The organism is Nocardia sp. Marseille-Q1738, from assembly GCF_965283145.1.
Genome location: NZ_CBDIMS010000003.1, coordinates 162,901 through 178,667 on the forward strand (window position 1 = coordinate 162,901; position 15,767 = coordinate 178,667).

Here is a 15,767-nt window from a genome sequence, read left to right on the forward strand (position 1 = left end):
CGTTAACTGGTGCGATACTACAGACGTGGCCGCTACTGACGATCGACCCGTCTGGGCTGTCCGGATGCGTTCCGAGCGTGACGCGAGGGGGTGGTCGCAAGCCGACGCGGTTCGCGTGATGCGCGGAAAGTCATCGCACAACCTGCCGACGGACAGCACCCTCCTACGTAACTGGCGCCGTTGGGAATCGGGCGAATCGCGCCCGGACGACTTCTACGCCCCCATCATCGCCGCCACCTTCGACACGGTGACCGCGGCGTTCTTTCCCAAGGCCAGGCCGAACCGGGACGACGAATTGCTCTCCGCGACGGGCATGGACACGCTCGAGTTCATCGGCAGACTCCGCATCTCGGACGTGTCCCCGGTGACGCTGGAGGCCATCCGGATCACCGCCGAGCGCCTGTGCTGCGAGTACTCCTACGCCGACCCGCACGAGTTGCACACCGAAGGCACCGCGTGGCTACGCAGGATCACCTCGTTGCTGGACGGTCGCCTGACACTGGCCCAGCACCGCGAAATCCTCGTCCTCGCCGGATGGGTCGCGCTGCTGGTCGGATGCGTCGACTACGACCTCGGCCGGCGCACCGCCGCCGAGGCCACCCGTCGGGCCGCCCTCTCGCTGGGGCAGGAGGCCGAGAACGCCGAGATCACCGCGTGGGCAGCGGAAATGGCCGCGTGGTTCGCGCTCACCCAGGGTAATTACCGTGGCGTGATCGAGACGGTGCGGCCGACGCTGGAAATGAGCCGAGACCTGCGCGTCGGCGTGCAACTGGCCGCCCAGTGCGCCAAAGCCTGGGCCAGGCTGGGCAACCCACGGGAGGTGGAGTCCGCCCTGGCGGAGGGTCGGGCAATCCTGGAGCGACTCGAACATCCGGCGAATCTGGACAACCATTTCGTCATCGACGCGAACAAGTTCGACTTCTACGCGATGGACTGCTGCCGGGTGGCCGGCGAGGACCGGCTCGCCGAATCCTACGCCCGTGAAGTGATCCGCAACGCGACCCGCCCCGACGGCACCGTGCGCAACCCGATGCGGATCGCCGAGGCGCACCTGACGCTGGCCGTGGTCGCCGTCCGCAACCGTGATCTGGAAACGGCGGTAGCCGAGGGTATGCGCGCGTTCGCCGGCAGGCGACGCTCGCTGCCGTCGCTGATGTGGATCGCCGGCGAAGTCGCGCGCGAGATCATCGAGCGCTATCCCGGCGATCCGCGCACCCGCGCGTATCTGGAGCAGCTGCGCTCGCTGTCCGTCGAGTGAGCCGACCTGGCTCGCGGCCTCGGCGAACGGTGGCGAACCGGATGCGGCCACGCCGAACACCGGAACGTCGTGCAGGCGGCGACCAGCCCGCTACTACCCTGTTCCCGGTGACCGACTCCGATGAGGGCTGCGCCGACGACCGCTGGGACGAGCGGCTGCGGCTGTTCTCCTTCGCCACCGCCGAGCGCCGCGCGGACTACCTCCGGGTGCTGCGCGCCTTCGACAGCGCGCGGGCGGCGTACGTGGTGTTGCTGCACGCGGACGACGTAGCGGAGTGGATCGAGCGCAACGGAAGCACACTGCGCACACTCGATCTGGATGATACAAACCAACCGGTCGCGAATCCGGAGAGTCTCGATAGCGCCGGGCAGCGGCGAAATCGTCCCAGCGATCCGCGCGGTGCGGCACGGGAGGAATCGGAAGCCCCTGCGCCGGACCATTCTCCGGCTGCCGAACGCGCGGAGGCGGCGCCGCGCCTGACCGCCGCCGAGATCGGTCCCCTGCTCGACCAGCTCCACCAATGGCGCGTGCTGGAGCGCAGTTACGACGGAACCCGCGCCGCGACCCTGGCCGAGTATCGCAATCGGCACTACGTATACCAGTTCTCCCAGGCCGGATTTCAGGCATACCGGGCGGTCGCCGGTGTGCTCAGCGCCCGCCTGGACGAGGCCTCGCTCTCGCGTCTGGTGCTGCCGGAGCTGCTGGCCGATCTGCACGCGCTGGCCCAGGCGAACCGGGCAGGCGACGCCGAGCGGGTCTACCGCACGTTGCGGCGCCTCGACGCCGCGCTGTCGGACCTGGCCGCCCGCGCCGCGCACTTCTATCTCGGACTCGGCGATCTGGTCCGGACCACCGAGGTCACCCCGGAATCGTTTCTCGCGCACAAAGACGCGCTGCTGGCGCACATGCGGGAGTTCAGCCTCGACTTGGCCAGATTCACCCCGCGACTGGCGGCGGCGATCGCGGAGATCGAGGAGACCGGCGTCGAGGAGCTGATCGCTCGTGCGGCGCGCTGTGACGAGCGGGTGCTGCTGAGCATCGCCGAACGCCGGTCGGATTGGCAGGCCAGATGGAACGGGCTGCGGACCTGGTTCGTCGCGTCCGGCAGCGGCGAGCAGGCGGGGGCGACGGAAGCCGAGCGGCTGCGCGAGGCAACCATGAGCGCCATCGCCGCGGTGCTCTCGCTGCTGCGGCGGGTCACCGAGACGCGGCGCGGCGGGGTGAGCCGGGAATCGGCGCTGCGGCATCTGGCCGCCTGGTTCACCGCGGCGCCGAGCGCGGACAGCGCCCACGCGCTGTTCGACGCGGTGTTCGGGCTCGGCAAGCCGCGGCATCTGGCGATGGAGCACCCGGACGCCGACCTGATTCCGGCGATCCGGTCCTGGTGGGACGCACCGCCATTGGAGATTTCGCGCACGCTCGCCGAGACCGGTCGCCCCCCGTCCGCGGGCGCGCCCGCACGTATCCACCGCAACGACGCCGGGATCCGGCGGCTGCGCGAGGCCCAGTTGGACGCGCAGCGGTCCCGCGCCGAGGCCGCCCGGTCGCTGGCCTCCGGCGACGTGCACGAGCGGGTGCTGGACGACCGGGAAACCGAAGTGCTGCTGCGCCTGTTGGACGCCGCGTCCACCGCGTGGGTTCCGGTGCGCGGCCGGGTGGCGGGCACCACCGGTTCGGACAGCGGGGTCACGCTGACGGTGTCCGAGCACGAGGGCCCGACCGTCGTGCGCACCACCCGCGGGCTGCTGCACTTGAACAACCGAGCGCTGAAGATCCAGCAGACGACCACCACGCGCTCGCGCACCCCCAGGGAGCGTGGCTGATGCACGGGCGCACCATCAACACGCTCGCACTGGACAACTATCAGCGCGCCGCCCGGGTCATTCTGGCCAATCATCTGGTGACCCGCACCTACCCGGATCGGATCGCGCTGCCCCTGATCCGCCGCTGGGCCACCGAGCTGCGTGAGGATCTCGCCGAATTGTTCGGCTACCGGCTGGAAGTCACCGAGACCACGGCGCGGGTGTTCCCCGTGCTGGACCGTCTCGACGCGAGCAGGCCGGCCCGCACGCCTGCCGAGCGCGTGTTCGACCGCCGACGCTACGCCTATCTCGCGTTGGCGCTCGCCGTGCTCGGGCGCGCGGGTGATCAGATCACGCTGTCCGAGCTGGCCGATCAGGTCGCCGCCTACGCGGGCCGGGTGGACGGCCTCGAGCTGTCCACGGACCGGGCCGCCGATCGCGACGCGTTCGTCGACGCGGTCGGCTGGCTGACCGTGCGCGGGGCGCTCACCTTGGCCGACGGCGACGCGGGCGGGTGGGCCAGCGATCCGGAGGCCGGTGAAGCGCTCTACGACATCGATCGGCCGGTGGTCTTCGCGCTGTTCCGGCCGCCGCGAGCGTTGCAGCATCTGCACAGTGTGCGCGGGTTGTTCGCCGAGGAGGCGACCGCCACCGGCGTTTCCCCGCATGCCCCGACCACCGCCGAGATCGCCCGCCGGGTGCGCAGGGCTCTGGTCGAACGACCGGTGGTCTATGTCGATGACCTCCCGCCCGAAGAACGTCCTGTGCTCGCGCAGGACCGGATCGTCGCGGATGTGGAGCTGTTCACCGGTCTGCGCGCCGAGCGCCGCGCCGAAGGTGTCGCGCTGATCGACACCTCGGGACGGCTGTCGGACACGCGTTTTCCCGGGACCGGCACGCTCGCCCAAGTCGCCCTGCTGCTGGCGGGGGAGATCGCCGACCGCGTGCTGGACATCGACAACCCGCTGCCGCGCCGCGGCGGCGCCCCGCACCCGAGTGAGACGCTCGCCGAGCAATTGGACGCGGCCATCCCCGAATCCACCCTGTTCACACCGCTGGCCCAGCTGCGCTCGCCGGATTCGCTTCCGGCCGGGTCCGGTTCGCCGGATGTCGAGCCGGAGCAGGAGGACGGGCCGGTGGCTAGCACCTATCCACTTGTCGAGCCGGCGTGGCTGCGCGAGACGATGCAAGCGCTCGCCGACCGCTACGGCGCCACCTTCGCCGCGCAGTGGCAGGCCGACGTCCCCCGTCTCACCACGGAGGTGGTGGCGCTGCTGGAGCGGCTGCGGCTCGTTCAGGCGGTCGACGAGGGACTGCTCGTGCTCCCCGCTCTGGCCCGCTACCGCGGCGCGGTCGTGACGGTGCGCACCAAGCGGGCCGCGGAACTGTTCGTCACCGCGGCCGACACCTACGGGCCCGACGGCACCGGGACGGAAGGGAACTGACGGATGTCGCTCATTCACGGAGGAGTGCGGTTCACTCCGACCCGCGCCGGGATCGTCAACCTCTGGGACTACCGCGATCAGGAATTCTGTTTCGCCGACGGCAGATTGGTGCTGCGCGGGCCGAACGGGTCGGGCAAGACCAAGGCGCTGGAGGTGCTGTTCCCGTTCGTGCTGGACGGACGGATCGAGCCGCGCCGGCTCAACCCGTTCGCCGGCGAGGAACGCACGATGAAGTCGAACCTGCTCTACCGCAAGCAGGACTCGGCCCACTCCTACGTCTGGATGGAGTTCGCGCGCGGTCGCTGGGACGACCCCGAAGTGGTCACCGTCGGCATCGGCATGCGCGCCACCCGGTCCTCGGACAAGGTGACCCGCTGGTACTTCGTCGCCGACGGCCGCGTCGGCGTGGATTTCTCGCTGATCGGTCCGGACGACCGTCCGTTCACCCGCAAGCAACTCGCCGAACAGATCGGCAGCGACTCGATCGTCGACCGGCCGGTGGACTACCGCAACGCCATCGACGCGCGCATGTTCGGTCTCGGAACCCAGCGCTACGACCAGCTGATCAATCTGATCCTCACGCTGCGCCGCCCGCAGCTGGCCAAGAACCTGGATCCGCGCGGGCTGTCCCAGGCGCTCACCGACGGCCTGCGCCCGCTCGACGAGCAACTGATCCTGGACGCCGCCCGGTCGTTCAGCGATATGGAGGAGGTGGCCCGCACCCTGGAGGGGCTGGTCCACGCCGACACCGCGACCAGGGCTTTCGTCGAGGTCTATCGGAAATATCTCGCCGTCCAAGCGAAAACGGACGTCGACCAGGTGCGGGCCCGGCTGGACGCGGTCACGCACGCGAGCACCGCGCTGTTCGCGGCGACCACGCTGCGCGAGCGCAGGGAGACTGAACGCATCGCCGCCGTGACCCGGGCGGAGGACGCCGACCTCGCCTACGAGCAGGCTCTCGCGGATCGGGAAAACCTGCGGCGTTCCAGCGCTTACGAAGGCAAGCAGCAGCTCGACGACCTGGCCGACGCGGTGCGGCGGCTGGAGACCTCGGCGGGCGTGCACGCCGACAAGGCGCTCAAAGCGCAGCAGACCTTGGACCAGCGCACCGCGGAGGCGGAACGCGCGCGCAGCGCGGTCCGCACCGCCGCGGCCGCGCTCGCCCGCGGCGAGGACGACCTGCGCGGCGCCGCCGAGGACGCGGGCATCGCATGGACGCCACTGCCCGAGACAGCACGGGCCGAACAGCTCACCGCGGCCGTCCGCGGCCACGCCGAGGAGCGCGACGCCGACGTGCGTGCGGTGCGCAGGGCGCTGGGTGCGATGGACACCGCGTCCGCCGAACGCACCAGGGCCGAGCGGCTCGCCGAGCGTGCCCGCGAACTGCGCGACGCGGCCGCCGCCGAGGTCGCGCACGCCGAGGCGACGGTCGCGTTGGCCCGCACCGAGGCCGCAGGCGCGCTGCGCGGCTGGTGGGACGAGCACCGTGAGGTCTACTCCTCCGTCCGCGCCGGCCTGTTCGAGGCGCTGAACTCCGCGGTGGCCGAGGCCGGTTCGGACGCAGTCACTGTCGCCGAAGTGCTGGCGGAGCGGGCCGATCCCCTGCTCGACGAGGTCCGCGGCCGCCGCCAGGAAGCCCGCACGCGGGCGGCGACGGCGGCCGCGCGAATCAGCGAGCTGACCGAAGAACGCGAGCGCGTCTCGGCCCAACGCGACGACGCTCCACCGGCATTCGCCGCCCGTTCCGGCCGTACCGGCGAACGGCCCGGCGCCGCGCTGTGGCGGCTGGTGCGCTTCGCCGACGATGTGTCGCCCGAGACCGCGGCGAATATCGAGGCCGCACTGGACGCCGCGAACCTGCTCGACGGCTGGGTCTGTCCCGAGGATGCGCTGCCGTCGGACTTCGAGTCGGATCAGTTCCTGGTGCCGCTGCCCGCCGCGGACCGGCCGACCGGACGCACCCTCGCCGACGTGCTGGTCGTAGAGGACGATTCGGACGCGCTCACCGTGCCCCGGCAGGCGGTGGCCGATGTGCTCGCCTCCATCGCCCTGCACGACGGTTCGGACGAGGACGAACCGAAGGCAACGGTGACGATCGAGGCGAACGGTGGATTCCGCCACGGTGTGCAGGTCGGCAGGCACCGTAAGGCCGACGCGGAGTACATCGGCGCGACCGCCCGGGCCAGGCGCCGCGAGATCCGCTCGACCGAGCTGACCGCGGCCATCGCCACCGCGGAGGAGGACCGGCGCGCCGCCGAGCGGCAGGAGGCGGAGGCAGTCGCCGAACTCGCGCGAATCTCCGCCGCCGCCAAAGGGCTGCCGCGCCCGGCCGCGGTGATCACCGCGCTGCGCGCGGTGTCGGAGGCCGCGGGCATGATGCGGTCCCGCGCCGAAGCCGCCGCCCACGCCGAGCGCGAACTCGACCAGGCGATCGGCGAATTGTCCGCCGCGGAGAAGAAGCTGCGCGCCACCGCGGCGGCGCACCGCACCCCGCGCACGGGCCGGGAGATCGACGCCCTCGCCGCCGCCATCCGGCACTTCGAGAACACCGGCGCCGGACTGCTGCGGCTACGCGGCGACCACGAGCGAGAACGCGAGCGCGAGCGGGAAGCCGAGGACCGCCTGGCCGAGGCTTCCGACCTGGCCGAGGCGTTCGCGGAGGAGGCCGACGCCGCACGGTCCGGCTACCTGGAACAGATGCGCAAGCTGGAGACCCTACGCGAGGCGCTGGGCGCAGGCGCGGCCGACATCGACCGTGAGCTGGAGCAGGCCAGGCAGCGGATCGAGGCGACCAAGGCCGAGCAGAAAGCCGCGCGCAAGGCCGCCAACGAGGCCATCGAGGCGGTCGGAGACGCCGAGGCCGCCTACCGCACCGCGCACGAATCGCTGGCCACCGCGCTCACCGAGGTGCTCGCGGAGGTGAAAGCCCTTGCGCCGTACGCCCAGCCGGATCTGCTCACCCTGCTGGGCGCATCCACCGGCGGGCGCTGGCCCAGCAGCGACGCCGCGTGGTCGACGCCCGAACAACTGCTGTACCGAATCTCGACGGCGGGACCACAGACGCAGCCGCGGGTGCTGCCCGACGAGGTCGCCGAGCTGTTCGAAGCCCTTGCCGCCGCCACCGCCTCGGTACGGGCCGGCGAGTCGACACGCAAGTCCACCCGCAGCGCGGTGACCGCGGCGCTCCAGGAGTTCGACTCCGCCCTCGCCGGTTCCGGCCGCGACTACCGGCTCCAGTGGGACGCGGCCGACGGCCTCACCGTCGTGCAGGTGCAGGACGAGCACGGCGTCTCGGCGCTCGCCGAGTTCGCCGACCGCGTCGACGCCGCGCGCCGCGACCAAGAACTGCTGCTCACCGACGCCGAGCGACGGATCCTGGAGGACGCGCTGCTGACCGGCCTGGCCCAGCAGATCCACGAACGCACCAGCGACGCACGCGATCTGATCGCCAGGATGGGCGCGGAGATGAAGCAGCGGCGGATGTCCTCGGGCAACACCATCGGCGTGCACTGGGTGCTCGCCGACAACCTGTCCGACGCGGCGCGGGCCATGTGCAAGCTGCTGGACCGGGACGCCTCGGCCCTGACAGCCGAGGATCTGGCGGCGATCCGGGCGCATTTCGCCGCCGAGATCCGGGCGGCCCGGGCCGCGCACCCCGAACGCTCCTATCCCGAGATCCTCGCCGCCACCCTGGATTACCGCGGCTGGCGGGTGTTCTCGTTCACGCTGATCTCCGCCGACGGCAGCGAGGACAAGCTCACCGTGGCCCGGCACAGCGCGCTGTCGGGTGGCGAGCAGTCGGTGTCGCTGCACCTACCGCTGTTCGCCGCGGCGCACGTCATGCTCGATTCGGCCGATCCGCAGGCACCGCGCCTGCTCGCGCTGGACGAGGCGTTCGCCGGCGTCGACGACAACGGCCGTAGCGAATTGCTCGGCCTGAGTGTGCAATTCGACCTCGACCTGTTCATGACCGGCTACGACCTCTGGATCACCTATCCGCACGTGCCGGCCTGCGCGCACTACGACCTGGCCCACGCCGCGGCCGAGAACACCGTCAGCGCGACGCTGCTGGTGTGGGACAGCGGCGAGCTGCTCGCCGAACACGACGGGACCGATCTGACCGCCGCGCTCGGCTCCCCCGATCGCCGCCGAGTTCCCAGCACGATCGAGGGCGGACTCGAACTCGCGCCGGTGACCTGATCATCCGGCACCGCCCCGCGATGTACGCGGCCCGGTGTGGCTAACGCACGCTCGCGTCCGGCTTCATCGGCGGGCAGTCCGCGCCCGGCAGGGTGGCCAGTTCGAAATGCCACCACTCGTTTTCGAACATCCGGCACAACCCCCATCGGTGGCCGTTCGCCTCCAGCCACTGCGCGCCCTGCCGCGGACCGACGTCGATCGCCTGCCCGGAGACGTGCGTCGACTCCTCCGGCGGCAGCACCCAGCGATGTGCGCCGTCCGGGCCGTAGGTCGCCACGCCGTCCTCCCACAGCGCCTGCTGCTCGGCGGGCGTGCGGTATCCGGAGGTGATGGACAGCGGCACACCCTGCGCGTGCGCCTCATGTTCGGCGAGCGTGTACGCCAGGGCCAACGCGGGCTCGAGACCTTCGGTCCCGGTCGCGGAGCCCACCGGCTCCCGCTGATCTATGCCGCGAAGGTCGGCCTGTGCCTGCCCCGCGAGAACGCCGGTCGCGACCAGCGCGGGCAGCACCGCCACCGATAGTCGCGCCGGCAACCGATTCCGACCATGATTCCGAAGCACCATGCGCCGATGCTATCGTCCGCGGTCGCCTATGCCGGGTATGCCCCGGTTCGTCGGGTGCGGGCACCGTCGCGAGGCGGCCTCCGGCACGAGCGCGGCCGGTCCTGACAGCGAGTACCCGACACGCCGACTGTCCGCCAGTCGGCGGCGTGGCGGCGCCAGGCCATCCCCAAGAGATCTTGTGGACAACATTCAGCGAATTCCACAGAGAACGGCGCTACTTCACAGTATAGCGACCTGGTATGTCCGATATGTGCCCAATTATCCTCAGGCGGCTAATATTTCGCTCACATGGAAGGGCTGCTGTCCACAATCTATTCCAGTGTTGTGGATCACGCCGGAGGGATCGACGCTATCACTGGCGGAATTGTCGGAATTCGCAGCCCTTCTCAAGGAGTCCCGTCACCTCGCGCGGTCACGTCAAGGTACATCCGGGCCAATTCGCGAGCGACTTCCCGCCATGCGAGCATTCCGTTCGACCCGAATTTCACACTCCGTCCCCATGCGGAGATCGAGTCGGGTGCCACATGAACCTTCGCGGACGGCGGCAACGACGGCCGCGCACCGCGCGAAATCCTTTGCTTCCCAAGCAGGGTGAAGGGCAACACCGCCGACGCACCGCGGACGGCTACCGGCCTGCGCCGGATAACCGTCCGCGAGTGACGTGAGACTGTGCACAGAGTGTGAGCATTTCCACATTTCGCTCCACAGTATGTGAAGACCTACTGCACCGGACAATCCGGCCGAATCACGCGCGTGGCGGACCGTCCAGTACGCTCGACCGCATCGCCCTCGCGGCTACTCGCCGCCGACCGCGGCGAATCGCTTCCACCGCTTGCCTATTGCGTCCGATCCGGTCCAGGATCTCGCCGCCGTGTGCCCTGGCGTAGGCGAGTGCGATCCTGATCTTGCTCGTGTGCAGATCCGACTTCGCGCTGAGCACCGCGATGCGGCGCTCCACCGGACCGTCCAACTCCCGCAGGCGCGCAACGACTTCCCAGATGTCGGGTCCGGCGGCCAGCGCCGCGCGCCGATCGTGCAGCGGGCCACGGAAGACGACCCCGGGATGGTCGAGCTGGTCCACACCCTCGCGGATCAGCCGATCGAGCAGGACGGCGCAGGTGGTTCCGTCGCGCGCGGCGCGCTCGGCCAACCGGCGCGCGGCCGACTCCGAGACGCGCAACGACGGCGGCACCGGCCTGGACTTGCTCCTGGATGTACTCATTGCCACTCCTCGACCCGCATAGGTACCGGAATCAACGACGTACTGGGCTCAGGGTGCCCGGTGCGACGGCGAGGCCATCCCGGCGATCGAGGTGACATCACCGTGTCCGCGGACTGCCGCCCGCGGGCCGAGGATGGCTCAGACGCGCTCTTTGGAGCGGGTACGCACGCGCAGCGCGATGGGCTTCTGCGTTTCGGCGAAGAAGTCGTTGCCCTTGTCGTCGACCACGATGAACGCGGGAAAGTCCTCGACCTCGATCTTCCACACCGCTTCCATGCCGAGCTCGGGATACTCCAGCACCTCCACCGACTTGATGCAGTCCAGCGCGAGCCGCGCGGCGGGGCCGCCGATGGAGCCGAGGTAGAAGCCGCCGTGTTCCTTGCACGCCTTGGTCACCTGCGCGGATCGATTGCCCTTGGCCAGCATGACGAACGAGCCGCCCGCGGCCTGGAACTGGTCGACATAGGAGTCCATCCGGCCCGCGGTGGTCGGGCCGAAGGAACCGGACGCGTAGCCCTCCGGAGTCTTGGCCGGGCCCGCGTAGTAGACGGCCATGTCACGCAGATAATCCGGCATCGGCTCGCCCGCGTCGAGGCGCTCCTTGATCTTGGCGTGCGCGATGTCGCGCGCGACCACCAGCGGACCGCTCAGCGAAAGCCGGGTCTTCACCGGGTATTTGGACAATTCGGCGCGGATCTCGTCCATCGGCCGGTTCAGGTCGATGCGCACCACGTCACCGCCGAGGATGGCGTCGGTCTGCTCGGGCAGATACTGCGCGGGCTCGCGCTCGAGCTGCTCCAGGAACACGCCTTCGGCCGTGATCTTGGCCAGCGCCTGCCGGTCCGCCGAGCAGGACACCGCGATGGCGACCGGACAGCTTGCGCCGTGCCGCGGCAGACGCACCACCCGCACGTCGTGGCAGAAGTACTTGCCGCCGAATTGCGCGCCGATGCCGAAGGACTGGGTCAGCTTGAAGACCTCTTCCTCCAGTTCCAGGTCGCGGAAGGCGTGCGCGGACAGCGACCCCTCGGTGGGGAGGTTGTCCAGATAGTGCGCCGAGGCGTATTTGGCCGTTTTCAAAGCGAACTCGGCGCTGGTTCCGCCGATGACGACCGCGAGGTGATAGGGCGGGCAGGCCGCGGTGCCGAGCGAGCGGATCTTCTCGTCCAGGAATTCCAGCATGCGCTGGGGATTCAGGATGGCCTTGGTCTCCTGGTAGAGGAAGGACTTGTTGGCCGAACCGCCGCCCTTGGCCATGAACAGGAACTTGTAGGCCGGGTGCGCCGGATCGCCTGCCGTGGAGTACAGCTCGACCTGCGCGGGCAGGTTGGAACCGGTGTTCTTCTCCTCCCACATGGTGATCGGCGCGAGCTGCGAGTAGCGCAGGTTCAGCTTGGTGTAGGCGTCGAAAACGCCCCGGCTGATCCATTCCGCGTCGTCGGCGCCGGTGAGCACGCCCTCGGACTTCTTGCCCATGACGATCGCGGTGCCGGTGTCCTGGCACATCGGCAGGATGCCGCCCGCGGAGATGTTCACGTTCTTGAGCAGATCCAGCGCCACGAAGCGGTCGTTACCGCTGGACTCCGGGTCCTCGATGATCTTGCGCAGCTGGCCGAGGTGCGCCGGGCGCAGGAAATGGCTGATGTCGTGCATCGCCGTTTCGGTGAGCAGCCGCAGCGCCTCCGGCTCGACCTGCAGGAACGTGCGCCCGTTGTGCTCGAACGTGCTGACGCCCTCAGTGGTGAGCAACCGGTAGGGGGTGTCGTCCGCGCCGATCGGCAGCAGATCTGAATAGCGGAAGTCCGGCGCGGTCACCAGTCGCACTCCTTCGGATGGGCCCGGGCGCCATGAGCGGCCGGGCTGGTCACGAGCACAGCGAGCCTAGCCACCGCTGCGCGCGCACCGAATGGTTAGGCAACCCTATCTCGGACAGTTGGCCAAGAAAGGTTGCACGTTCAACCCCGGTGATGCTACCTCTCATCTCTGAGAACGCGCTCGGGCGTCCGATCGCCCGGCCGCGCGCAGACTGTTCGCGCGCCGCACGCGGCGACGCCGGACGGTCTTTGTGATCACGTCAGAGTTTGGAGCGCTATCGTGACCGATCCACATTGGCTAGATGAGGTCGAGATGCGCGCCTGGATAGGTTTCGTGCGCACCCGCGACCTCATCGCCGCGGCGGTCGGGCGAGACTCCACCAGGGAGTCCAACCTCACCTATGTCGAATATTCCGTGCTGGCCTATCTGGCCGACACCCCGGACCACCTGCTCACCTTCGCCGCCTTGGCGGCCAAACTCGAGTGGTCGCAGAGCAGGCTGTCGCATCAGATCACCCGGATGGAGAAGCGCGGCCTGGTCGTGCGGGAGCCGATCCCCGACGATGCCCGCCGCACCGCCGCGCGGCTCACCCCGCACGGCGCCGAGGTACTGACCGGCGCCGCGCCCGGGCACGTGCGCAGCGTGCGCAGGCACATGATCGACGTCCTCGATCGCCAGCAGCTGGCCGCCCTGGCCGATATCTACGACACCCTGCTCGCGCACCATCGACGATCGGCGACCGAGAGCTGACTCACGCGGGCGCGGCCGCCGCACGATCCCCCGAAGTGCCTGCCGCACCGGCTGTTTCCGGCACCCCCAGCGCCAGCTCGAAACCGGCGGGCACCACCACATCCGAGCGGTCCAATTCGGTGACGCGAGTCTTGCGCAGGCCCAGCAGCGCCGAATCAATGCCGCCGCGCAGGATGTCCAGCACGTTCTCCACGCCGGCCTGCCCATTCGCGGCCAGCCCCCACAGATAGGCCCGCCCGATCAGCACCGCCCGCGCACCCAGCGCCACCGCCTTCACCACGTCACTTCCGCGCCGGATGCCGCCGTCGAACAGCACCTCGATCTGCGAGCCCACCGTGTCGGCGAGCACCGGCAGCGCGCGGATCGCGGCCGGAGTGCCGTCGAGGTTGTTGCCGCCGTGGTTGGACACCGAGATCGCCGCCACACCGGCGTCCACCGCCCGCAGCGCGTCGTCGACCCGCATGACGCCCTTGAGCAGCACCGGCCCGTTCCATTGCTCGCAGACCCACCGCACATCCGCCCAATCCGGCGCCGGCGTGCCCATCCATTCGCCGTAGGCGCCGAAGAAGCCGGGCGCTGGGCTGTCGCCGATGGCCATGTTCGGAGCGGTCAGGTCCGGGATGCGGCCCGAACGCAGGTAGGTGGCCAGCCACCGCGGACGCGCCAGAGTCTGCGGTGCGAATTTCAGCATGGTGCGCAGGTCGAGTTTTTCCGGAATGACCGGGCTGCCCCAATCGCGTCCGTGCGAGAACGACCAGTCCAGCGTCAGGATCAACCCCACCGCCCCGGCAGCTTCGGCCCGCGCCATCCGCTGCAGGATCTCGTCCTTGCCACCACACCAGTACAGCTGGAAGAAGGTGGCCGGGTTGGCCGCGACCACCTCTTCGATCGGCCTGCTGGCGAACGAGCTCAGCCCCATCGCGATACCGCGCGCGGCCGCGGCGCGTGCGACGGCCACCTCGCCGTCCGGATGCACGGCCTGCACGCCGGTCGGCGAGATCAGCACCGGCATCGAAAGCTGTTGGCCCAGCACGGTCGTCGACTGATCGCGCGCACCGATCGGTCCCGCGACATGCGGCGCGAAACCCAGTTCGGTGAACGCCTTCTGGTTGTCCTCGATGGTCTGGCCGCGCTCGGAACCGGCGATCAACGCGCCGTACACCGATTTCGGCAGCCGCTTCTTCGCCCGCCGCTGCGCTTCGGCGACGGTCTCGAACCACGGGTTCATGTTCCGGTCCTTTCCGGGAAGTTCTCCGGCCACCAGAGCCGGGTTCGGTCGAGCAGCTCGGCGCCCAGGTGATCGAGCAGGGCGGCGCCTTCGGCTTCGGTCGCGCCCGCCGGGTCGCCGAGCACGCCGTTGGCGCTCACCGCGCGTACGCCTGCGGCGCGCAGCACCGGCAGCAGCTCGGCCAGCGGACGCGGGTCCCCCGCGGCGGCCCGGTCGACCCGCACCCGGCCCGGCGCGAGCGCCAGCTGGAGCGCGGTCTCCGACCGCCCCGCGTGCAGGTCGCCGTCGAAGCGCGGCAGGTAGACGCGCACGTCGCGGGACTCGGCGCGCAGCAGATCCTTCGCCCGGCGCAGCGGTTCGACATTGCCGCCGTGCCAGTTGACCAGCAGGATGCGGTCGAAGGCGCCGGTCGCCGAGCGGCACAGCTCGACCACCAGCAACTCCAGCGCCGCCTGCCCGATCGAGAGCGTGCCGGGAAAATCCGCGTGCTCACCGCTGGCGCCGTACGGGATCGCCGGTCCGACAAGCACATCGGATCGTGCGGCGGCCAGCCGGGCACACAGCGCCGCCGCGACGTCGGTGTCGGTGGACAGCGGCAGATGCGGGCCGTGCTGCTCGGTCGCCCCGACCGCGACGGCGAGGATCGCGCCCGCGCGGGCGCGCTCGCCCGCCTCGGGCCAGGTCAGATCCGCCAACATGCGGCGAGATTATCGTCAGTCACTGACATAATCAAGAGTAGTGCACGATCGAGCAGAATCAGACGATGCGGCAGAGCCAGACCACGCGCGGACGCCCACGCGGCACCACCAAGCGCCAGCTCGAACTGATCGCCATGCGACTGTTCACCGAGCAGGGCTTCGACGAGACCACCGTCGAGCAGATCGCCGCCGCCGCCGGCATCAGCGGACGCACGTTCTTCCGCTACTTCCCCACCAAGGCGGAGGTGCTCTGGTGGCAGTTCGACGACGAGGTCGCGGCACTGCGCGCGGCCTTCGCGACAGTGCCCGACGACGTCCCGATGATGACCGCCGTGCGCCGAGTCGTGGTGAACGCCAACCGATATCGCGCCGAGGACGTCCCGGAACTGCGCACCAGGATGCAGCTGATCGCCACCGTCCCCGCGCTGGCCGCCACCGCAGGCACACACTACGACGCCTGGGAACGCGCGGTGAGCGCCTTCGCCGCGGGACGGCTCGGCGAGCCGGAGGACGGGCTCATTCCGCTGGCCGTCGGGCGGACCACGCTCGCGGCGGCCCGAGCCGCGTTCGACGCCTGGCTCGCCCGCGCCGACGCGGACCTCACCGTGTATTTGGACGAGGCGCTCGCGGCGCTGGAGCGCGGGTTCGCTACGGTGCCGTGAGAGCAACCACATCCGAACGCCAGGCGAACAACCGGCAGGTTTCGTCGGCGACTCGGGTGGGGTATGACTAGGCTCGGAATCGGCTAGCAGCCGAAGCACGAAAAATCCCGACTCAACCGTCG

11 protein-coding genes are annotated in these 15,767 nt (G+C 70.0%); 6 read left to right on the forward strand and 5 right to left on the reverse strand.

Going from position 1 to position 15,767, the window contains the following annotated elements; genetic code table 11:
* Nucleotides 1-64: 64 nt before the first annotated feature.
* The 4 genes from ACWPXK_RS14235 to ACWPXK_RS14250 all read left to right on the forward strand — a co-directional run bounded on the left by ACWPXK_RS14235 (nt 65) and on the right by ACWPXK_RS14250 (nt 8,705).
* Nucleotides 65-1,258, forward strand: coding sequence for an XRE family transcriptional regulator (locus ACWPXK_RS14235; protein WP_454196588.1), 1,194 nt, complete (start codon nt 65-67; stop codon nt 1,256-1,258).
* Nucleotides 1,259-1,413: 155 nt separating this feature from the next.
* Nucleotides 1,414-3,081 (forward strand): TIGR02677 family protein, encoded by a 1,668-nt coding sequence (locus ACWPXK_RS14240; protein WP_454197038.1) that lies wholly within the window; start codon nt 1,414-1,416, stop codon nt 3,079-3,081.
* Complete coding sequence (locus tag ACWPXK_RS14245) at nt 3,081-4,505, forward strand: TIGR02678 family protein (RefSeq protein WP_454196589.1); 1,425 nt, start codon at nt 3,081-3,083, stop codon at nt 4,503-4,505. The genes ACWPXK_RS14240 and ACWPXK_RS14245 overlap by 1 nt, the downstream gene beginning before the upstream one ends.
* Nucleotides 4,506-4,508: 3 nt before the next feature.
* Nucleotides 4,509-8,705, forward strand: a complete 4,197-nt coding sequence (locus tag ACWPXK_RS14250) for a TIGR02680 family protein (RefSeq protein WP_454196590.1) — start codon at nt 4,509-4,511, stop codon at nt 8,703-8,705.
* 40 nt (nt 8,706-8,745) lie between these two features.
* On the opposite strand, the gene ACWPXK_RS14255 is transcribed toward ACWPXK_RS14250, so the two are convergent.
* The 3 genes from ACWPXK_RS14255 to ACWPXK_RS14265 form a co-directional block, all read right to left on the reverse strand.
* Nucleotides 8,746-9,270: a M15 family metallopeptidase gene (locus tag ACWPXK_RS14255; RefSeq protein ID WP_454196591.1), complete on the reverse strand. Its 525-nt coding sequence runs from the start codon at nt 9,268-9,270 to the stop codon at nt 8,746-8,748.
* A 745-nt stretch (nt 9,271-10,015) separates the two neighbouring features.
* Entirely contained in the window at nt 10,016-10,492 is a 477-nt protein-coding gene (locus ACWPXK_RS14260; protein WP_454196592.1) for a hypothetical protein, read from the reverse strand.
* A 138-nt stretch (nt 10,493-10,630) separates the two neighbouring features.
* Complete coding sequence (locus tag ACWPXK_RS14265; RefSeq protein WP_454196593.1) at nt 10,631-12,307, reverse strand: fumarate hydratase; 1,677 nt, start codon at nt 12,305-12,307, stop codon at nt 10,631-10,633.
* Between the two features lie 279 nt (nt 12,308-12,586).
* On the opposite strand from ACWPXK_RS14265, the gene ACWPXK_RS14270 reads away from it, so the two are divergent.
* Nucleotides 12,587-13,057: a MarR family winged helix-turn-helix transcriptional regulator gene (locus tag ACWPXK_RS14270; RefSeq protein ID WP_454196594.1), complete on the forward strand. Its 471-nt coding sequence runs from the start codon at nt 12,587-12,589 to the stop codon at nt 13,055-13,057.
* Between the two features lies 1 nt (nt 13,058).
* Here ACWPXK_RS14270 and mftD read toward each other — a convergent pair whose 3' ends face one another.
* Together mftD and mftE are read right to left on the reverse strand one after the other, a co-directional pair.
* Entirely contained in the window at nt 13,059-14,285 is a 1,227-nt protein-coding gene (mftD, locus tag ACWPXK_RS14275; protein WP_454196595.1) for a pre-mycofactocin synthase MftD, read from the reverse strand.
* Nucleotides 14,282-14,983, reverse strand: a complete 702-nt coding sequence (mftE, locus tag ACWPXK_RS14280; RefSeq protein ID WP_454196596.1) for a mycofactocin biosynthesis peptidyl-dipeptidase MftE — start codon at nt 14,981-14,983, stop codon at nt 14,282-14,284. Before mftE ends, mftD begins: the two co-directional genes overlap by 4 nt.
* A 65-nt stretch (nt 14,984-15,048) precedes the next feature.
* Between mftE and mftR the strand changes: the two genes are divergently transcribed.
* A complete protein-coding gene (gene mftR, locus ACWPXK_RS14285; protein ID WP_454196597.1) occupies nt 15,049-15,645 on the forward strand; it encodes a mycofactocin system transcriptional regulator in 597 nt (198 codons plus the stop codon).
* The last annotated feature ends 122 nt before the right edge of the window (nt 15,646-15,767 follow it).